Origin of the sequence: Rubritalea squalenifaciens DSM 18772 (assembly GCF_900141815.1) — a bacterium.
In the GTDB taxonomy this organism is placed as follows: domain Bacteria; phylum Verrucomicrobiota; class Verrucomicrobiia; order Verrucomicrobiales; family Akkermansiaceae; genus Rubritalea; species Rubritalea squalenifaciens.
Map to the genome: position 1 here is coordinate 75,313 of NZ_FQYR01000007.1, position 20,019 is coordinate 95,331.

Sequence of the window (20,019 nt, forward strand, 5' to 3'; positions counted from 1 at the left end):
TTAGCTCTTTCGTCACCCAAAGCTTCATGGATACTATAGTCTTGAGCGTATCTGTCTTGAGAATGGGTTTCTCAGCCACGTATGTGCGCCTGGAGCTACCGACCAAGACTGCCTATATCTAGTCTCTGCCTACTGCCAAACCATCTCTGGATTTCACCTCTCAAATGACAGGAGTAGTTCGTTATGCCGTAAAGACTGGCTCCCGAAGTAACACCAGAGATGCCCTTCATAAGCGTCAGAGCAAGAAATTCATAGAGGACATAAAGTTTAGATTAAGCCTGTAGAATCAGACCCAGATCATTACTGGGCCTGAATTCCAACAATGACGATTAGACTACTTTTTCTCATCATCAACATTAGGATCAGAATCATCCCACTTGTTCTTACTCTGCTGGGCAGGGTTAGAGGAATCTACACCATCAATATTGTTACCGTGACCGTTGTTGTTCTTGGTCGAATCTTCACCAGTATTGGAAGAATCAGTTGAGGTGGGGTCCGTTTCTTTTTTCTCCTGTCCAGGAGGCTTGGCGGAAGTCTCGCCAGGGGTGGAATCATCCGTCCAGACACCTGTATTTACGGAAGGCTCTGTTCCTTCTATGCCTTCGCGCTTGAGAATCCAGTTAATGCTAGTGTGATAGCCTTCACGAACCAAACCATTGACTTGAAGGTCACCTGTAGGCACAGGTGGCTCCTTCATGGAAACTCCGTGTACGATGATGTAGCTCTCGACATCACTTTCCATGTTTGTCGTCTCGCTACAGCTCACAGATACATCCTCGTTTTTGAAGATAATTGGAGAATCAAAAAGTACACTCTCAGAAGCATCGTCTTCGATATTGTAAGCAGTCAGACTGGCACTCGAAACAACCCACTTGCTGCCACTCTTCGTTCCTAAGATAGAAGCCTGGGCTGTGGACTGGCCTGTATACTGATCGTTACCAGTAGAGGTTACCAGCTGTCCAGAGGACGGGTGAATTTTACCATCGTACGGCTTACCTGCGACTAGAAGCCAAGAATAGCCTGTTACCTTATATTCATAAAAGTTGCCAAGAGCTATACTCTCTTGGATGCTGGCTCCTTGATAACTTTCTGCGGTCTCCATGCCTGGAGCGGCCAGCGTTAGATCAGCATGTGAAGCTGCTGTCAGCAAACCTGCAGCTCCCAGGGTAGTAATCACTGTTTTCATTTTTTCGGGGGGATTTGGTTAAGACGCCCAAGCTGACTGATTGATAAAAAATCGACAAACACGAGCAATCAGTGACCTTCTTAAAGGATAACCCCCTAAATTTCAACCATTAAATACCAATCCCCCACAATCTCGATGATTGGCGTGAGCCCAGATCAGACATTACACATCAAATTATGTTAGAGCTCAGACATACCCATTGCTCATAATACTGCAGCCATCAGGCAACCAAATAGTATAGCAAAGAACCTCAAGGACATAACCCTCACGGCCTAAACTTAGAAATAAAAAAAGCACCAAGCAATCGCTTGGTGCTTTCATTAAATATGTCGGTACTAATAAGCGACTACTTATTCTCTGAGTCTGTCGCGTTACCAAAGAACTGGACAGTACGCTTCAAGCTAAAGGTCGAATAAACCAGTCTAAGCTTCTTTGTATTAATCCCCACAGGATTACCGTCTGCGTCCACCACTTGCTCTGTGAATGGCGTTTCAGTGATGATTTCGACTGTATACTCACCATCCTCAAGCTCGCTGTGGTTCCAGCTTTCAGAGGAAATGATCTGGGTTTCACGCTGAGGCGTTACCGTGTTGAAGTTGGTCGGGTCATAGTCATTGGCCACCACTTCCTGAAGAATGATTTGCTCTCCTGTGTAGTTCTCGACGGCAGGTCCCTTGTAGATACGAACATATGTCTTACTCGTTGGATAGAGATCTACTAGATCGACAATCAGTGATGGGAACTTATTCAGTGTACGTCCACTCAAGGTGAATGGCTCATCCGCCAATTTTGCGAGTAGTGACGCATCAGCAATCGGCCATACCTGGATTTTCTCCTCATCGATAATCTGCCAGTCGGCTTGCTCTACGTTGCCGTGTTCATCTACCACATACTCGAATTCGTTAGGAAGCCCTAGAACACGGATGTATTCTTCCCCTTTCTGTTTGTACTCAAACTCGCTAAGAAGAGAAGACAATGTGTTACAGGTAAGTGTGTAGTAGCTTACTCCGTCCTTGTACTCAGTCTTAGGTGAGAAAGACACACGCTCTTCACTATCCACATCTTCAAAGTACCAAGTATCACCTTCGCGTACAATGTAGATCTGCTCAACCACCCTCTTGAGGTCGCCATACTCAGAAACTCGATCACGGCCAGCCTCATACTCTGAGGTTAGCACTTCCAAGAGCACCTTACGGCTTGATTCCGGCGCTGTTGTGTCACCGATCAAGTTCGTGATATAGATCTTTCCCTGATATTTCTCATCGGCACGAGTACGGGTCACTCCCTCATACTGATCCTCGGAACTTGTTACGATCTCCACCTGTGGGCGGTAGGGGTGCACCAGCTTTTCCTTCAGATTGTACAAGTTGGTGTCCGGTGCAATGCCAGAACCAAAGAGGATAAAGCGCGAGCCATATTTATCGATCGGCAGAGATGAAATAACATCACCAGTCTCAACACCAACACCCTCTGGTCCAGCCACATCAATCTGAACCACAGTAGCCTGCTCATACAAGTTGGTCTCCGGATTAGTCCACATCCATGCGCCCAGGTCTGAGTCATAGGTGGCCTGCGCCGGCGTGATCTGCAGAATAAAGTCTGTCGCGGCGTTCACCGTACTGACTTGAGAAAATAGTGAGATGGCGGCTAACTGACATGCAGCCAGAAATTTGATCCCTTTTTTGTACATGGTATTGATTCCTCTCTATTGGTTAGCTTCTTTCGTCTCCTCGGATTCCTTCTCCTTGTAGGGGGTGACGGTGATCGGGTTCTTCTTGTATACCGCGATGATCATTTTGCCCTGACGCTGGAGATTTTCGATCTTGGTCTTATCTATTGGCTTCAGTCCTCGTGCCTGCTCAAGGCTCACCTCCATAAGGTGAAGCCAGCTGTAGTTACTCTTGTAAAAAGAAGACCATTTCACGAACTCACCTTCCGGCTTCTTCGCGACTTTGGATTTGAGTGCGTCAGGCGTATAGAGAATGGCTTTCTCTGGAACGACCGTATGCTTGGAGCTGCTGACTAAAATGGCTGACACCTTGTAGATGTTAACTTTTTCAGCAATCTTAGGCTTTTTACGTTGAGTCGGCTGAGCCGGCTCGGCATTGGTTAAACTTGATACTCCAATGACTAGCAGAGATACAAGCTGAAGAGACAGAGTAAAACTTTTATGCAGAGACATAAAACTTAAATGAAACTAGTAGACGAATCAGACCCAGCATATTACTGGGTCTGACTTGAAACTTAGGAAGTAACTCTAATTTTTCATTGAGCCAGGAGTATTTACACGATCTCCACCTGATGCTTCATCATCAACGTCAGGATCTGTGTCATCCCACTTGTTCTTACTCTTCTGGGCAGGGTTAGAGGAATCTACACCATCAACATTGTTACCGTGACCATTGTTGTTTTTGGTTTTATCTTTACCACTATTACATGCATCAGTAGCGGTAGGATCAGATTCCTCTTCTTTTTCACCCGGAGGCTTGGCCGAAGTCTCACCTGGTGTGGATTCATCCGTCCACACACCAGTATTTACGGATGGCTCGGTTCCTTCGATGCCTTCACGCTTCAGAATCCAGTTTAGACTGGTGTGATAGCCCTCACGGACAAGACCATTCACCTGAAGATCGCCTGACGGTACTGGCGGCTCTTTCATGGAGACACCGTGGACAATGATGTAGCTTTCAACGTCATTTTCCATGTTGGTCACCTCACGGCAACCAACGGTCACGTTTTCGTTCTTAAAGATGATTGGGGAGTCGAAGAGCACGCTGTCAGAAGCATCATCTTCGATGTTGTAGGCAGTGAGTCTCGCATTTTCAACTACCCACTTGGTGCCACTCTTGCTACCTGCGATGGAAGACTGAGCGATAGATTGTCCAACATACTGCTCGTTTCCAGTAGCTTTTACCAACTGGCCTGAGGAAGGGTGAATTTTACCATCGTATGGCTTGCCAGCGATAAGAAGCCAAGAATAGCCTGTTACTTTGTATTCGTAAAACTGACCAAGATCGATGGATTCCTGAATGTTAAGTCCCTGATAGCTTTCAGCGGTTTCCATACCTGGCGCAGCCAGGGTGAGGTCGGCATGGGCTGCTACTGTAAGTAGACCTGCTGTTCCAAGGGTAGTAATGACGGTTTTCATGGTTTTGTATGTGGTTGGCGTTAATCTTCATCTGGCCATCGCGTAAATAGGGGGAGGCGCGATTAAAAATGACCACTATTGAATAACGTCTGCATTATGTACTTAGAATTAAACAGATTGCAAGTAAATTGATTGATCGGGAAAGCCCTTTGCCTCGTCTAAATACAGCAGATAAGTCGCTGTTGCCGCTTTTGGGAAACTCTATGTCATCCCAGACAATCCTAACAAGTACTTGAAAGCCCCATAGTTAAAGCCCCCACCAGAACACATGTCATTCTATTCATTTTCAATCTACCCTTCTTGACGTATTTCGTCACCCTACTAACCCAAGTAAAAAAAAATTCACAAATACATCATAAAACCCCCTATCTGAGTAAGCGAGCATTGCTCAACACAGGCAATCACCACCACCTCACTCTTTAATATTTGACGATATTTACACAATTTGAACCCAACCCGAAAAATGAATAGAGATTCACACTATACCACAAGCCAACAAAAAACCGCTCGGATCTCATGGGAACCGAGCGGTTGAAATCATTCAGTCTGGATAGTCGCTACTAGGTAGTCGCTGTCTCACCATTCTTCGGCTTGTTCTTCACAGCCTTGAAGACAAGCTCTTCGGCGTCCTTCTTGCGAGACACCTTGACCGTGTCCCCTTCTTTGACATCTCCCTTGAGGAGAGCTTCAGCAAGTGGATCTTCCATGTAGCGCTCGACAGCACGACGCATTGGGCGTGCACCATAGTTCGGATCGTAGCCCTTCTCGATAAGTAGCTCTCTGGCTGATTTTTCGAGTTTGAGGGTGATGCCTTTCTCGCTGAGACGCTTGAAGAGCTTCTCGCTCTCGAGATCGACAATCACATCGAGATCTTTCTTCTCGAGCATGTGGAAGACGACCAGGTCATCGAGACGGTTGAGGAACTCAGGACGGAAGGCCTTCTTGGACTCTTCCATGATCTTCTTCTTCATACCTTCGAAATCAGCCTCGTCTTCATTCATGGCTCCGAAACCGAGGGATGTCTGACGCTTCACTGTAGACGCCCCCGCATTAGAAGTAAGAATGATGATCGTATTACGGAAGTCGATCTTGCGACCAAAGCTATCCGTAACCACACCTTCCTCAAGAATCTGGAGAAGAAGATTCATCACGTCAGGGTGAGCCTTTTCCACTTCGTCGAAAAGAATGACGGAATATGGTCTGCGACGAACAGCTTCGGAAAGCTGACCACCCTCTTCATAACCCACGTATCCTGGAGGCGAGCCGATCAGACGGCTAGTGGAGAACTTCTCCATGTACTCGGACATGTCGATCTGAATCAGGGAATCCGCATCACCGAACATGAACTCAGCCAAGTTACGGGCAAGATATGTCTTACCCACACCTGTAGGCCCGAGGAAAAGGAAGGAGCCGATTGGTCTGCGTGGATCCTTTAGGTCAGCACGGGAACGGCGCAGAGCCTTACTAATGGCGACAACAGCCTCGTCCTGGCCAATGACCTTGGACTTCAGCTCGTCTTCCATCTTCAGGAGCTTGTCTGCTTCCTTCTGCTCCATGCGCTGCAATGGGACACCAGTCCACTTGGAGATGACAGACATGATCTCATCATCCCCCACAGGCACTGTCTTCTCTTCGCTCTCCGCCTTCCAGTTTTCGAGAATATCTTCAAGTTTCTGCTTGGTCTTCTTCTCTTCATCCCGGAGCGCAGCGGCTTTTTCGAAATCTTGCTCGTTGATCGCAGCAACCTTGTTCTTGTTGATCTCAGCAATCTCGACCTCAAGACTTTTCACTTCTGGTGGTCGAGTCATCTGGCCGATACGGGCTTTCGCTCCAGCTTCATCCAGTACGTCAATCGCCTTGTCCGGCAGATAACGCCCAGTAAGGTAGCGGGAAGAAAGTTTTACAGCTGCCTCAATCGCCTCAGGCGTGTATGTTGCCTTGTGGTGAGTCTCGTACTTTTCTTGAAGGCCTTTGAGAATCTCGATGGCATCCTCTTCACTTGGCTCTTCCACTTTCACTTGCTGGAAGCGGCGCTCAAGAGCGGAGTCCTTTTCGATAAACTTGCGATATTCATTCAGAGTCGTCGCACCGACGCACTGAAGTTCGGAACGGCTGAGAGCTGGTTTGATGATATTAGAAGCATCCATCGCACCTTCAGCTGAGCCAGCACCGACGATGGTGTGAAGCTCATCGATGAAGAGAATCACATTCTTCACCTTGCGGATCTCATCCATCACGGCTTTGATGCGCTCCTCAAACTGACCACGGTATTTGGTACCAGCAACCATGAGAGCCAGGTCAAGTGTAACCACTTTCTTGTCTCTCAAGATCTCAGGCACATTGCCCGATACGATTTCTTGGGCAAGCCCTTCAACAATCGCAGTTTTACCAACACCTGCTTCACCTACGAGAACCGGGTTGTTCTTGGTTCTACGGCAGAGAATTTGGATCACGCGCTCAATTTCAGACTCACGTCCAATGACTGGATCAAGTTCACCATCGATAGCCATCTTGGTGAGATCACGGCCGAACGCTTTGAGGGCTGGAGTCTTGGTCTTGCCTTCGGGAGAATCATCACCTTCAGAACCCGGCGCTTCTTCCTCTTCTTCGAAAACTTCGAACACATCTTCGTCGTCTTCCGGATTAAAATTAGGATCAATCTCAGCAAGCACCTCTTGGCGCGTACGCTGGATATCGATATCCAAACTCTGAAGCACACGAGCTGCGACACCTTCTCCTTCACGCAGCAGGCCTAACAGCAAATGCTCAGTCCCCACATAGGAGTGATTGAGTTGCTTGGCTTCCTTGTTCGCGAGGTTTAGCACCTTCTTAACGCGTGGAGTATAAGGGATCTGGCCGGAAATTTTTTGCTCTGGACCTGAACCCACTTGTTTCTCCACTTCAATGCGGACTGTTTCGAGTTCCAGCCCCATTCGCTCAAGTACGTTCACTGCTACCCCTTGGCCGAGCTTAATGAGCCCGAGCAAAAGGTGCTCCGTACCCACGTAATTGTGGTTGAATCTCTCTGCCTCCTTGCGTGCTAATGCCAGGACTTGCTGTGCTCTGGGAGTGAAATTATTCATTCGTTCGGGTGGTCGCCGTCGGGGCCATCCCCTTCAGCTTGGTTATTCGTATTATTATTAACAGGCGCATCCAAAGATTGCAACCGATCGCGTAATATTTCTGCACGAATAATATCACGCTTCTCGGGTTCTAATTCGGTACCTGCAATCATCTGAAGGTGTGCCGGCTGAATCTCCATCATCAGAGAATCACACATGTGCATGGTCTCTTCCGGGAAGAAGCCCAGGTCTGCCCCCAGTCGTATCAATGAGATATGAGCAAATGCCTCTATGGAGTCGAAGAGTTGAGCATAACTGAGAATGCCATAGGCACGGCCTATTTTATCAGAAATCATCCCCTTCTCTTCCTCCATCATTTTCAGGCGCGCATTGCGTTCATGATTCGCCACTTGGTTGATCACACGCTCAAGACGGTTGATAATCGCGTCTTCACTTTCGCCCAAAGTTGATTGATTGGAGATTTGGAACAAATGCCCCAGGGACTCTGTGCCTTCACCAAACAATCCGCGTACAGCCAGACCGATCTTGCTCACAGCCTGCAGAACTTGACCGATCTGATCAGAGAGAACCAAGGCCGGCAGGTGCAGCATGGCAGAGGCACGCATTCCAGTCCCCAGATTCGTAGGACATGCTGTGAGATAACCCAGCTGCCTGTCGAAAGCAAATTCCAGCTCCTGTTCGAGACTCTCATCCACCTCATTGAGCAGATCATGCGCCTCACGTAGGTGAAGACCTGCACGAATGGACTGCATGCGCAAGTGATCCTCTTCATTGATCATGAGTGAGAGCCTCTGCCCCCTGTCGATCACGGCGGCACTACCTGCCGCGCGGGCAGCTTGCTCACGACTGATCAAATGGCGCTCGACCAAAACCTGTTTTTGCATGGAATCAAGTTCGCTCAATTCCTGCGAGAATGCCTTTTTCATCCAGCGAAGATCCTCTACCACTGGACGAATCTGATTCATCACCTCAACGCGTTCCGTCTTTTTAGCCCAGCCGGGGAATGAGACATCCCTCAAGTTACGGGCCAGCCGGATGCGGCTAGTAATCACAACCGCATTATCCGCGTTTTTGCCAATCATCCAGTCAGCTGGATGCTTCATTAATGTTGAAAATCTCATCAAGGTACTAGCCCTCCTTCGTTGAACTTGGTTTTGCCTCTTCCTCCAACTCCTTGATCTCGTCCCTCAGCGTAGCAGCCTCCTCATACTTTTCTGACTGAATTGCCTCGTCGAGTTTCTGCTTGAGTCGCTCCAGACGCTGCTTTTTCTCCAAAGCATCCATCATACCCTCGGGCACCTTGCCAACATGGGTGGTCCCGCGATGCATCTTGGAGAGCATGCCTTCTACTTCACCGCGAAATACCGTGTAGCAATGACTGCATCCTAGACGGCCCACTTTTTTAAAATCCGCTATAGTAAAGCCACAGTGGTCACAACTATCTAAAGACATCGGTATATTCGCCACGGCCGCCTGCTGAGGCTCCTTGTCAAGAATCACATCCACCATCGAGAAAGCACTGGGATCCATGATGCCCTTATTCTCGGCACAGCTTTCACAAAGACAGATCTTCTTCATCTGACCATCTATCAGCTGCGTGTAGTAAACCGTCGCTTTTGCATCACAAAGTTCGCACTTCATCTCTGCCCTCAGCCTAGTCACGCCCCAGCAGGTTTGCGAAGTATTTTTTTCGCCTCAAATCCAATCCCAGCTTGAAACTTCACACCCACCCCACAAAACTCACAACATGTCCGAGTCATTCTACGAGCAATCATCCAAAGCTCCTGACACCCTATTCGATCTCTCGCTACGTCCACCAGCATTTAGTGAGTTCCACGGACAAGACAAAGTCAAAGAGCGGCTTATGCTCATGGTAGAAGCCGCCCAAGGCCGCGGAGACGTCCTCGAGCACATCCTCCTCTCAGGCCCTCCTGGACTGGGGAAAACAACCCTAGCCAATATTATTGCCGCAGCAGCCGGTACCAATCTTCATACAACTTCCGGCCCACAAATCGAAAAAGCGGGCGATCTCGCCGGTGTCCTGACCAATGTACAGAAGGGAGACATCCTCTTTATTGATGAAATCCACCGTCTTCATCCCGCCATCGAGGAATACCTCTACCCAGCCATGGAGGACTTCCGTCTGGATATTATCATCGACTCCGGCCCATCCGCACGCTCTATCCAGCTCAACCTGCCTAAGTTCACCCTAGTCGGCGCCACGACTCGTGCGGGCATGCTCACTTCCCCGCTTCGCTCTCGCTTCGGTCTGGTCAACAGACTAGACTATTACTCCCGCGAAGAACTCGCCGTCATCATTCAGCGCTCCGCAGGACTCCTTGACATCGATATCCGTCCAGACGGAGCTACAGAAGTGGCCTCCCGCTCCCGTGGCACCCCTCGTATCGCCAATAACCTGCTTCGTTGGGTACGCGATTTCGCTCAAGTACGAGGCAATGGCACCATTGATGGTGATACAGCCAATGCCGCCCTTGCCATGATTGAAATCGATGAGGATGGCCTGGATGAAATGGACATCCGCATTCTCGAAGCTGTCATCTACAAGTTCAACGGCGGACCAGTAGGATTGTCTTCGATCGCCGTAGCCGTCGGTGAAGACGCCTCCACCCTGGAGGAAGTCCACGAGCCATTTCTCATCATGCAAGGCTTCCTTAAGCGTACTCCGCGAGGCCGCGTTGCACTGCCTGCTGCCTACACCAAAATAGGCGCAACACCCCAAAACAAGCAGAACGAATTGTTCTGACCACTTAATAGTTTAAACATCTTAACTATCAAGGCCTCACCCGGAACTAGCTTGTTACCAGCACAAAACATTCCCAGAGAAATCCACTTTTCCTACAATTAAAGGGATAAAATTCCTTGACCTATTCCTGATCCGCTGTATACATCCGCGCCCCAGCAACAACAGTTTTCAAAAGTTATGGCAAGAGTATGCAGCATCAGAGGCTCCAAGGTTCGCGTAGGACGTAGAATCCACCGTTCCGGTCTCGCTAAGAAAAAGGGTGGTATCGGTCGTCACGTGACTAAGACCGTGAAGCGCACCGTGGCTCCAAACCTTCAGACTAAGCGTATCTACGTTCCTGAGCTTGACCGCTACGTAAAGGTTAAGCTGACCGCTAAGGCGATCAAAACCATCAACAAGAACGGCGCTTACGTCACTCTTAAGAAAGCAGGCATCATCTAAGCCCACTTTCCAAAAGATTTTACCAATACACCATCCGTCCTCGGGTGGTGTATTTTTTTGTGCCTATTCCCCTCAATCACGAGGAATGATAGACAGAAGCTAAACTAACATGTAGTTTAGGGCACTACGACATGAGATTCACTCTAGCGCCTACATCCCTTCTACTTACGCTTTCTCTCTTTTTGGCTGCGCCTCTGCATGCCCAAAAAAGCCTCAGTGAGCTCAATAGCCAGATTACTCAACTTGAGAAATCCCCCGCCGAAAACAAGCAGGTTCTGGATTTATTGAAAAAGGCTCGCTTGAAAGCCGAAGGACATGAGTCCAATCTCAATACCATCCAAGAATATAAAACTCGGATCACCAAAGCACCGGAGGAACTCTCCAAGCTGCGCTCAAACCCACCTAAACCGAGCTTCCCGGCCAATCCTCCAGAAGACATCGAACGAGGAAAACTGGAAACAAAGCTCGATGAAATTCATTCCGAGTTAGAGAACCAGCGTCAAAAGCACAAAGACCTCCAGAGCGAGCAAAGCTACAGGGCCACTCAAACCAACCGGATTCCAAATGAGATCAGCAAAACGCGCAATGAGCTCAATGATCTTAAACTCCGCAGCGATATTAGCTCCAATGGCAGCCCGCAAGAGAGAGCCGAGCAGGAATACCAGCTTCAGCGTAAACAACAGCTCGAGTCCCACCTGAATCTGCTCAAGACCACCCAGGACCTGTATCTCGCAGAAGCAGACTTACTACGCACCAAGCTTCAAGTTGCTGCTAACAACATCAAAGCGCTCACTGAGATTCAGGCCAATTGGCAAAAAGCTCAGCAACAGCTCAGTATCAAGGAAAGCGAAGAAGCACTGAAAAAAGCCCGCATCCTTGCAGCCACCCTCTCCAATTTCCCCGAACTAGCCGAAATCGCTCAAGACAACGCGAAGATGGCGGAAATGAGATCCGGCAGTAACGGGCTCAGCGCAAAGATCGCCAGCATCAATAATTACAGGAACAATCTGGAAGAACAGATTGACCGTATAACCAAGCAGAGAGCAACAGCTAAGAACCGCATTCAACTCCTAGAGGATGCCAAGCTAGAGATCGATAGCGAGACTGGACGCTTATTACGCATCCAGCGCTCAAATATCCCAGATGCCGACAGGCTCAGAGATGATTTAAAAAATCAACTCTCGGAGTCAGCCATCGCCCAGCTGGAACTCCTTAAACTGGAAAACCGCTCTGCCACCGAACTCATCGACCTCGACTCTCAAATTGAGGCACTCCATGATCAGTACAAAGATAATGGAGTTGATAAGGAAACGATTAAGGAACTCATGGCTCAGAAGAGAGAGCTCATGGGCAGACTCGTTCTCGACTACAGAAGCTACTACCAGGATCTGACCAAAACGATTGGCACTACCAAAGAAGCTATCAATGTATGCTCCAGCTACGCCCTATTTCTAGACAAGAAACTCCTCTGGATTCCCAGTGCCGAGAAAATCAATGGCAGTGATTTCACCGATGAGATCAATGCTATCGTACATGCATTCTCCCCTACGGAAGGTGGAGAGTGGCTACTGGACATGTGGACAGACTTAAAAGATCGCTGGTACCTCTGGGCGCCAGTCCTCTTGCTCGTTCTTATCCTGATACTGAAAAAGGCCAAAATCATTAAGAATCTCACAGACGAGGGTAAGCGAGCCACCAAGAGAAACTGCTCGTCCTTTATGCCGACCGTCAAGGCCCTGCTGAATGTTCTGGCTCTCACCATTCCCATCCCCCTACTGTCTACTTTCTTGGCTTGGCGTACAGAAGTCACCTCTCCGTATTTCAACGCTCTCTTGGCTTTGGCTGCTTTTAGCTTGGCTGTTGGAGTTTTACGCCGCCTCAGCCGTCCATACAGTATCTTGGAAGCCCACATCCATTTGGGGAAAGAAAGGACATCTACCATTTACAAACACCTCAGATGGTATCTTCCAGCTGGTATTCCCTTGGTCTTTGTCACCTACCTGCTACTTAACCTAAATCAGACAAATGACAGTGGACGCATCATGTTCATTATCACGGTCGCAGTTAGCAGCGTAGCACTTTTCCTGATCACCAAACCTTCTAACAAAGTTCTCTACTCCGGCAACCATCCGAGCAAGCTGGCCAAGATCGCCTGCGTCCTCTCTGTAGCCATACCGGCAGCTCTAATCATCGGCTCCTACCTTGGCTATCTGTCCTCAGTACTGACCATCCACAATCAACTGCTCTCCTCCCTAGTCATCATACTTTCCACACTTCTAGTGGTGGCTTTGCTATTACGGTGGGGCTTGGTTTCCCGCCGTAATCTGGCGATCCGCCAGGCACTGAAACGCCGTGAAATAGCGCTAGCGGAACGCAAGAAGAAAGAGCAGGAGGACGGGGAATCCTCTGAATCCTCAAGCGACATCCCAACCCTCGAAGAAGTCAAAGCAAAGGCTGTGGATGTGGCCGAAGTGGAGGAGAAAACGACTCGCCTCATCAAGATCGGTGCTGCCTGCGCATTAGCATTCAGCCTGTGGGCTGTCTGGTCTACCTCACTTCCAGCCCTGTCCTTCTTAGATGATGTCACCCTCTGGGGAGATCACCCTACAGCTAAGACAGAGGGCACAGCAGTGAATACCCCAACTGACATGCTGAAAAATGTCACACCTGGATCCCCTGATTCCTCGCAAGATAACAGCGCCGATAGTTCAACTTCGAACAATGAATCCAGCACCCCGTTACCGGATATATTGGATGCCGAGAAGAATCGGGTCAGCCTCCAGGACCTTCTCATCTTCTTCATAGCCCTATTCCTGACCTTCACAGCAGCCCGGAACATCCCGAGCCTGTTAGAACTCACCTTGCTCAGCAAACTCAACCTGAAGCCTGGTGGCAGCTTTGCCGTCACCACAGCGATCACCTACACCATCGTGGTGGTCGGTATCATCATCGCCTTTGCCCGCATCGGCATCACCTGGTCCAAGGTTCAGTGGATTGCGGCAGCCGTCACCCTGGGCATCGGTTTTGGTCTCCAAGAGGTGTTCGCGAACTTCGTGGCTGGCCTCATCCTCCTGTTCGAGCGCCCGATTCGCTTGGGTGACTACATCACGGTCGGAGACGTTTCCGGCCGGGTCACCCAGATTCGTATCCGCGCCACCACTATCCAGCAGCTCAACAACCGTGAGCTGGTTGTTCCCAACAAAGAGTTCATCACAGGACAAGTGGTCAACTGGACGCTCAAGGACGCCCTGCTTCGAGCCGAAGTGACTGTCGGCATCGCCTACGGCTCAGACACAGAACTTGCCAGAAAAGAGCTGCTTAAAGTAGCTGAAGAGAATTCTCGCGTGGTCAAAAGCCAGAAGCCCGACGTAATCTTCCAGGATTTCGCAGATTCCACACTCAACTTTACGCTTCGCTGCCATGTGAATGGTATTGAGGACTTTATTCCCGTGCAGTCAGAACTGCGCTTCGCGATCGACAAGGCTTTCCGCGAACACGACATCGAGATCGCCTTCCCACAGCGCGATATCCACATCCGCTCGGTCACCAATCTGTCAGAGGCTCTGAATCAGCAGGACAAGGAATAGAGAGAAACCAACCAGTGCATCCTGCATAGCTGGATTTAGAAGCAGACCAGTCATTCTCCCTAGCGAACAACAACTTCCGGGTGAAATGGTGCATGTATCTACTCTGCCATCAGGGTAGAATACACAGATACAACAGATACCACTCTGACTATGAAACATTGCACCCTAGCCACCTGTCTCGCACTAGCCTGCTCCACGAGCTTGGCATTCGCTGCTAAGCCCCTTTACCAGGAATCCTTTGAAGATATCGACAACAAGGAACTCAAGAGCCAAAATTCAACCTGGCAGGTAACCGAAGCATCCGTCACCAACCGCTTCGCCAAGTCCGGCAAGCACTCACTTCATGTTCACGGAGGCAAGCAGGCTGTACGTCTTCATGTCCCTTCTGATGCCCAATCAGCAAAAGGTATCAGTTTCTGGGCCGAGCGCTGGTCGGGCAAAGCTCCATTCGAATGCACGCTGAGCGCTACAGTGGACGGCAAAAAGGTAAAGGTATCCCAACTGGACTTGGTCATCGTGACAGGTGCACGTTTCAAATCACACATCCAGCTGCCATTGCCAGAGGGTGGCAAAATTAGCGACATCACCTTTGAGGTCGTTTCCGCTGATAAGACTGGTCTCTTGCTCGATGACATTGAGCTTCTCTCGGAGGCACCAGCAAATCCTACAGAAATCCCACGACTCCTCCCTCCTCCTACTGAACCACTGAAGCTCCTTTCTTCAGCTACCGTCTTCAAAGGCGGAGAAGACAAGACCAACACCTACCGAATTCCCTCCATCATCACAGCAAAGAACGGTGACCTTATCGCAGCCTGTGATGCACGTAGGAACAATGCAGGAGACCTGATTCACTTTGGTTCACGAGACATCGATATCGTCATCAAGCGCAGTACCGACAACGGCAAGACCTGGGGCCCTATGGAAATTGTCGCCGACTTCCCGGCCAAGCACGGTGGTACGGATCCTTCCATGGTACTTGACAGGGAAACTGGTGAGATCTTCATCTTCTTCTCTTACATGGCGAAACCACCCTCAAAGGAATTCCGTTTCATGGTTTGCAGCAGCAAGGACCACGGTAAAACCTGGTCCGAACCTCGTGACATTACGGAAGATATTTCCAAGCCTGAGTGGAAGAACTCCTTCAAATTCATTTCCTCCGGTCGTGCCAGCCAGACGGCTGAAGGCAAGCTCATCCACAACTACGTAATCCTCGGCAAAGGTGTAAAAATCTTCTCCAGCGATGACCACGGCAAGACCTGGAAACTAGAGGATGCTGAGATCAAGCCGGCTGACGAATCCCGTGTCCTTGAACTCACTGACGGTCGACTGATGGTGAATTCGCGTGTTGGCGGCGGCTACCGCTGGGTGCATGTATCAGAGGACAAAGGTAAGACCTGGTCCTCCAAGAAAGAGCACCAGCTCATCGACCCTCGATGCAACGGCGCCATCATCCGCTACACCGCCAAGAAAGATGGCTATGCCAAAGACCGCCTTCTTTTCTGCAATGCGGGCTCCCAGAAAGGCCGTAAGAATCTCACTGTCCGCATCAGCTACGATGAAGGCAAGACCTGGAGCGAGGGCAAAGTCATCGACTCAGGCCCGTCCGCCTACTCCGAGATCACCATCCTCGAAGACGGCTCCATCGGCGTCTTCTACGAGCCAGGCTACAAGTCCCTCAAGTTCGTACGCTTCACTCTCGAAGAACTCACTGACGGCAAGGACAAGCTGAGCAAGCCCTACGAAATCAAATAACAGGGTCCACCTCGCCTTTTACTCATAAAGAAAAGCTCAACCTGCATTCGCGGGTTGAGCTTTTGCTTTTAATAGATCTTGTTGCTCTAGGATCAGTCCTTGAGAAGATACTTGGCCGCCTGCTCTACGTCCTTGTCACCGCGCCCTGAGAGGTTAGCGATGATGATAGAATCTTTCGGCATGGAGCCTGCAATCTTGCTCACGTATGCCATCGCATGGGAGCTTTCCAGCGCAGGGAGAATGCCTTCTGTGGAGGAGAGTTCCTTGAAGGCTGCGAGCGCTTCATCGTCTGTCGCATAGTCGTAGTCTGCACGACCGATATCCTTGAGATATGCGTGCTCTGGACCGACGGCTGCGTAGTCGAGACCCGCACTCACAGAGTGAGTCAGCTCGATCTGGCCGTCCTCATCAGCGAGCAACCAGGTCTTGGTACCCTGCAGCACGCCAAGCTTGCCGCCCTGGAAGCGAGCTGCATGGCGCTCTTTGACGATACCATCACCACCAGCTTCCACACCCATCATCTTGACGCTTTCGTCGCCGATGAATGGGTGGAATAGACCGATCGCATTGGAACCGCCACCTACACAGGCAACCAGTAGATCTGGAAGACGACCTTCCGTCTCAAGAATCTGCTCACGAGCTTCGAGGCCAATCACGCGGTGGAAGTCACGTACCATCATCGGGAACGGGTGGGATCCAAGTGCAGAGCCCAGAATGTAGTGGGTATTATCCACAGTTGCTACCCAGTCACGCATAGCCTCATTTACTGCATCCTTGAGAGTTGCCTGACCCGTAGTCACAGGGCGGACTTCTGCTCCCAGGAGACGCATGCGAGCCACGTTGAGAGCCTGGCGCTCCATATCGACAGCGCCCATGTAGACGATGCACTCGAGACCGAAGCGGGCACAAACGGTAGCAGTCGCCACACCGTGCTGGCCAGCACCCGTCTCGGCGATAATGCGCTTCTTGCCGATTTTCTTGGCGAGAAGGATCTGGCCAATGGCGTTATTGATCTTGTGAGCACCGGTGTGAAGAAGGTCTTCACGCTTCAGGTAAATCTTTGCACCACCCAGCTTCTCGGTCCATCGCTCCGCAAAGTAGAGAGGCGTTGGGCGCCCGCAGTACTGGCGCAGCAGGTAGTCCAGCTCCTTCTGGAATTCTGGATCAGCCTTGGCTTCTTCATAGGACTTGGCAAGGTCTTGAAGTGGAGCCATCAAAGTCTCTGGCACGAACATACCACCGTATGTCCCGAAGTGACCGCTGGAATCTGGTAATTGGGTGTTACTCATAGCGTTTGCCCTACCTAAGCCAGCAAGACGGAATGTTCAAGCCACATAAGTTCACCATTGGGCACAAATTTACAGCGGCCCTCTCAATACCCCATTCCAAGCCCCGTAGAGCACTGAGTTTTAGGTTGACCTATGTCCCTTAAACTAACAATTATCGGCTAATGATTAGAAAAGCTCTTATCTTTACTGTGTGTCTAGCTTCCCTTCCCTTGCTGGCTCGCCCCTGGACCAATTCAAGCGGCAAGACAATCGAAGCCGAATTTAAATCCCTGGACGGAGACGTGGTCGTCCTTGAGATGAAGGGTAAGCAATACCGGGTACCTCTGAGTTCTCTCTCCGAAGAAGATCAAGAATTTGCCCGCAATGCAGCAAAAGATACCGAGAAAGACAGTGCTGAGGCCCCGTCTTCTGAGCCAAGCAATCCAGGCGAATGGAAAATCAATGAGACTGCCATCTCCACTGGCAAGATCAGTCAAGTCACCTTAAAACTCTCTCCTGAAAACGCCGAGTTCGCTGAAAAAGGCAACAAGCGCTGGAGAAAGAAAGTCGCGGAGGAAAACCCAAACCCATGGCTGGCCAAGATGCATGACGGCAAAGCCATCACGGAATGCACCATGCAGATCGGCCTTCCCGACGGCTTCGATCCAAGCAAGCCCACCCCCATTTTCATTGTTTACGTAAGTGCCGATGTAAAAACACACAACCAGTATTCCAAGGCGTACTGGAATAGCTGCAAAACCAACAACACCATCCTGCTTTCGGTGGATTCCATCCCCGACACCTTGGCGGGATTCAATACTCCGAACATGATGGCTATGACCAAGGAATGTCTGCAAACTCTGGAAAAAACCTGGCCCGGTGCGAAGACCTGGCCAGTCATGGTTGGCGGCTTTTCCGGAGGAGCGAAGTACTCCCAATGGATGTCTGCCCTCCTCTCTGAAGATGGCTATGACGTTCGGGGACTTTTCCTCGGTGGCTGCAATGGCTGCTTCTTTGAGTACGCGGTAGACGGTCTGCGCGTCAACAAACGCACCTACCGAAAGATCAAATGCTTCATGAGCGCAGGAAAGAAAGACAACCTTGTCAATGAGTCGCACCGCAACTCCGTAGCAAGTGCCGCTAAGGAGGCTGATTGTAAGGACACCCGCCTGGAACTCTACGAGGGTGGGCACGGCCTACACAAAGAGCACGTCACCGAGGCCATCAAGTGGTTCCTGATTCCTGAGGAGAAGTGATAGTTTTCACACTCGAAAGACACAGATGCAACAAACTCCAACATTTTTCATCTTCATAGAATAAAAATGGGAACTATCTTGCCCGTCATGTAGTGGGAAAATAAGAGTGTTAATAGAGCCTATCCTATCGTTAGATAGAAATTGGATTCGATTTAATTCAGAAGGTCTAGAATTGGTAAGTGAATAAATGTGGCTCTCAAAAGTCACAACCAACATGGGAGTAGCTAAAAAATATCGTAGGAAAATCACAGTCGGAGGTCGCAAATTTCTATGGCATGTCACCGAAGACTTGGATGATTTCCCAACAACGGTCGATGGTAACCTTCATGCACTAAATATCATCTCGCAGGACAAGAAGTTCATTGTCCGTTTCCATCTGCACCAAGGCATTTCGGAACAACGGCACCTCACAGTTATTGGCGCAGAGTTTGGGGATTCACTTGAGACTGGATGTTGGAGACGATTTCTCTGTCCTGACTGGTGTCCAGATGGAGTCATTACACCTTCCATAGTACGCAGCGTTATTGAATGGAGCCTCGACACAGCCCCCAGAACCAAAGCTGAACTTGATCCCCTCCTTTAAAACAACAAAGCCTGCCAGATGCACTTGCGTACCTCTTTACGGGTTACCTTGACTCCGTCATAGAGTTGGTCCCAGTCGGCTTCATCCAGGAGATCTAGGGTTTTTAGGGCGATTAAGGCGGGCAGAACCGTTGCCATTCTCGCCCGCTTGCCTCTGAGTGACTTTGCGTACTTGAGGCCGTCTTTGATAGACTTCCGGGCTTTCGCTCTCCAAATGGCAGCTTCCTCAAGAAGCTGGTCGTGGCTCAGCGCCCCTTCGACTGGCAAATAACTGCGTCCATTGGCATAGTCTTCCGGGATATCCCTGAGAATATTGACCAACTGCAGCCCCTTACCATAGGAGATCCCCAATTTGATGAGATCTTCTTTCTCAATCCCCGAAAAGCGATGATCTGTCTGGAAACCTACTCGGGTCCAGAACTCCCCCACTGATCCTGCCACTTGGAAGCAGTATGTCTCCAGCTCATCCGCAGTAGCCAATCGGTCTTCTCCATCAATCCCGAAGCGCTGGATATCGCTCATCTGTCCAGCCACAATATGCTCCATCACCGCAGCTATTTCATTCCAGGACCATTCCCATACGCTGTCATACCAGGAGAACACCTCGCCCAGCCTTTCCAGCAAGAGACGCTCTTTTTCATTGGTCTGATACTCCAAAAACTCTTGGTTCATCTTATCCAGCAGCTTCTTCCTCGCCTCAGGATCACGCATTGCAGTGAGAAACAAATTCAGACACTCATGCCTGAGTTGTGCAGGAACTTCTGCCGTATCCGCGATGGTATCGCTTGCCCGGGCGAGCAAATAGCCTAGACTCACAGGTTCGCGCATCAAGCGGGGCAAGAGACGAATGGTCAGGTAAAAGGACCTGGATACCCCCTTCAACACACTCTGACCTAGTTCTGATTCCTGCTGCACGCGCTACATAAAACAGATCTGATCCAACTTTAGAAAC

General features: G+C 49.9%; 14 protein-coding genes. 5 read left to right on the forward strand and 9 right to left on the reverse strand.

What is annotated here, in order from left to right; all coding sequences use genetic code 11:
• Positions 1 to 334: 334 nt before the first annotated feature.
• The 7 genes from BUB27_RS17010 to BUB27_RS17040 form a co-directional block, all read right to left on the reverse strand.
• Positions 335 to 1,186, reverse strand: coding sequence for a hypothetical protein (locus tag BUB27_RS17010; protein ID WP_143185091.1), 852 nt, complete (start codon positions 1,184 to 1,186; stop codon positions 335 to 337).
• Positions 1,187 to 1,532: 346 nt separating this feature from the next.
• A complete protein-coding gene (locus BUB27_RS17015; RefSeq protein WP_143185092.1) occupies positions 1,533 to 2,876 on the reverse strand; it encodes a hypothetical protein in 1,344 nt (447 codons plus the stop codon).
• A gap of 15 nt (positions 2,877 to 2,891) precedes the next feature.
• The gene (locus BUB27_RS17020; protein ID WP_143185093.1) at positions 2,892 to 3,368 is read right to left on the reverse strand and encodes a hypothetical protein; all 477 of its coding nucleotides are present in this window, start codon (positions 3,366 to 3,368) and stop codon (positions 2,892 to 2,894) included.
• Positions 3,369 to 3,443: 75 nt separating this feature from the next.
• Positions 3,444 to 4,334: a hypothetical protein gene (locus BUB27_RS17025; protein ID WP_143185094.1), complete on the reverse strand. Its 891-nt coding sequence runs from the start codon at positions 4,332 to 4,334 to the stop codon at positions 3,444 to 3,446.
• Positions 4,335 to 4,894: 560 nt separating this feature from the next.
• On the reverse strand, positions 4,895 to 7,417 hold the full coding sequence (locus BUB27_RS17030; protein WP_143185095.1) for an ATP-dependent Clp protease ATP-binding subunit: 2,523 nt from the start codon (positions 7,415 to 7,417) through the stop codon (positions 4,895 to 4,897).
• Positions 7,414 to 8,520: a protein arginine kinase gene (locus BUB27_RS17035; protein WP_234991779.1), complete on the reverse strand. Its 1,107-nt coding sequence runs from the start codon at positions 8,518 to 8,520 to the stop codon at positions 7,414 to 7,416. The genes BUB27_RS17030 and BUB27_RS17035 overlap by 4 nt, the downstream gene beginning before the upstream one ends.
• A gap of 25 nt (positions 8,521 to 8,545) precedes the next feature.
• Positions 8,546 to 9,058 carry a UvrB/UvrC motif-containing protein gene (locus tag BUB27_RS17040; protein WP_143185097.1) on the reverse strand — a complete coding sequence of 171 codons (513 nt, stop codon included), beginning with the start codon at positions 9,056 to 9,058 and terminating at the stop codon, positions 8,546 to 8,548.
• A gap of 106 nt (positions 9,059 to 9,164) precedes the next feature.
• Here BUB27_RS17040 and ruvB point away from each other — a divergent pair, with 106 nt between their 5' ends.
• From ruvB to BUB27_RS17060, 4 genes are all read left to right on the forward strand, one after another.
• The gene (gene ruvB, locus BUB27_RS17045; protein WP_143185098.1) at positions 9,165 to 10,181 is read left to right on the forward strand and encodes a Holliday junction branch migration DNA helicase RuvB; all 1,017 of its coding nucleotides are present in this window, start codon (positions 9,165 to 9,167) and stop codon (positions 10,179 to 10,181) included.
• 177 nt (positions 10,182 to 10,358) lie between these two features.
• Positions 10,359 to 10,622, forward strand: coding sequence for a 50S ribosomal protein L28 (rpmB, locus tag BUB27_RS17050; RefSeq protein ID WP_143185099.1), 264 nt, complete (start codon positions 10,359 to 10,361; stop codon positions 10,620 to 10,622).
• Between the two features lie 131 nt (positions 10,623 to 10,753).
• Positions 10,754 to 14,209: a mechanosensitive ion channel domain-containing protein gene (locus BUB27_RS17055; RefSeq protein ID WP_143185100.1), complete on the forward strand. Its 3,456-nt coding sequence runs from the start codon at positions 10,754 to 10,756 to the stop codon at positions 14,207 to 14,209.
• Between the two features lie 150 nt (positions 14,210 to 14,359).
• On the forward strand, positions 14,360 to 15,961 hold the full coding sequence (locus tag BUB27_RS17060) for a sialidase family protein (protein ID WP_143185101.1): 1,602 nt from the start codon (positions 14,360 to 14,362) through the stop codon (positions 15,959 to 15,961).
• A 92-nt stretch (positions 15,962 to 16,053) separates the two neighbouring features.
• Here the strand turns inward: BUB27_RS17060 and trpB are convergent, their stop codons facing one another.
• Entirely contained in the window at positions 16,054 to 17,250 is a 1,197-nt protein-coding gene (gene trpB, locus BUB27_RS17065) for a tryptophan synthase subunit beta (protein ID WP_143185102.1), read from the reverse strand.
• A 161-nt stretch (positions 17,251 to 17,411) separates the two neighbouring features.
• On the opposite strand from trpB, the gene BUB27_RS17070 reads away from it, so the two are divergent.
• On the forward strand, positions 17,412 to 18,485 hold the full coding sequence (locus BUB27_RS17070; RefSeq protein WP_143185103.1) for an alpha/beta hydrolase: 1,074 nt from the start codon (positions 17,412 to 17,414) through the stop codon (positions 18,483 to 18,485).
• Positions 18,486 to 19,064: 579 nt separating this feature from the next.
• Here BUB27_RS17070 and BUB27_RS17075 read toward each other — a convergent pair.
• Positions 19,065 to 19,982, reverse strand: coding sequence for a squalene/phytoene synthase family protein (locus tag BUB27_RS17075; RefSeq protein WP_143185104.1), 918 nt, complete (start codon positions 19,980 to 19,982; stop codon positions 19,065 to 19,067).
• Positions 19,983 to 20,019: the final 37 nt, after the last annotated feature.

What these genes read in the sequence shown, in the direction of transcription:
- BUB27_RS17010 (WP_143185091.1), bottom strand. Translation starts at nt 1,186, where the DNA reads ATGAAAACAGTGATTACTACCCTGGGAGCTGCAGGTTTGCTGACAGCA.
- BUB27_RS17015 (WP_143185092.1), bottom strand. Translation starts at nt 2,876, where the DNA reads ATGTACAAAAAAGGGATCAAATTTCTGGCTGCATGTCAGTTAGCCGCC.
- BUB27_RS17020 (WP_143185093.1), bottom strand. Translation starts at nt 3,368, where the DNA reads ATGTCTCTGCATAAAAGTTTTACTCTGTCTCTTCAGCTTGTATCTCTG.
- BUB27_RS17025 (WP_143185094.1), bottom strand. Translation starts at nt 4,334, where the DNA reads ATGAAAACCGTCATTACTACCCTTGGAACAGCAGGTCTACTTACAGTA.
- BUB27_RS17030 (WP_143185095.1), bottom strand. Translation starts at nt 7,417, where the DNA reads ATGAATAATTTCACTCCCAGAGCACAGCAAGTCCTGGCATTAGCACGC.
- BUB27_RS17035 (WP_234991779.1), bottom strand. Translation starts at nt 8,520, where the DNA reads ATGAAGCATCCAGCTGACTGGATGATTGGCAAAAACGCGGATAATGCG.
- BUB27_RS17040 (WP_143185097.1), bottom strand. Translation starts at nt 9,058, where the DNA reads ATGAAGTGCGAACTTTGTGATGCAAAAGCGACGGTTTACTACACGCAG.
- ruvB (WP_143185098.1), top strand. Translation starts at nt 9,165, where the DNA reads ATGTCCGAGTCATTCTACGAGCAATCATCCAAAGCTCCTGACACCCTA.
- rpmB (WP_143185099.1), top strand. Translation starts at nt 10,359, where the DNA reads ATGGCAAGAGTATGCAGCATCAGAGGCTCCAAGGTTCGCGTAGGACGT.
- BUB27_RS17055 (WP_143185100.1), top strand. Translation starts at nt 10,754, where the DNA reads ATGAGATTCACTCTAGCGCCTACATCCCTTCTACTTACGCTTTCTCTC.
- BUB27_RS17060 (WP_143185101.1), top strand. Translation starts at nt 14,360, where the DNA reads ATGAAACATTGCACCCTAGCCACCTGTCTCGCACTAGCCTGCTCCACG.
- trpB (WP_143185102.1), bottom strand. Translation starts at nt 17,250, where the DNA reads ATGAGTAACACCCAATTACCAGATTCCAGCGGTCACTTCGGGACATAC.
- BUB27_RS17070 (WP_143185103.1), top strand. Translation starts at nt 17,412, where the DNA reads ATGATTAGAAAAGCTCTTATCTTTACTGTGTGTCTAGCTTCCCTTCCC.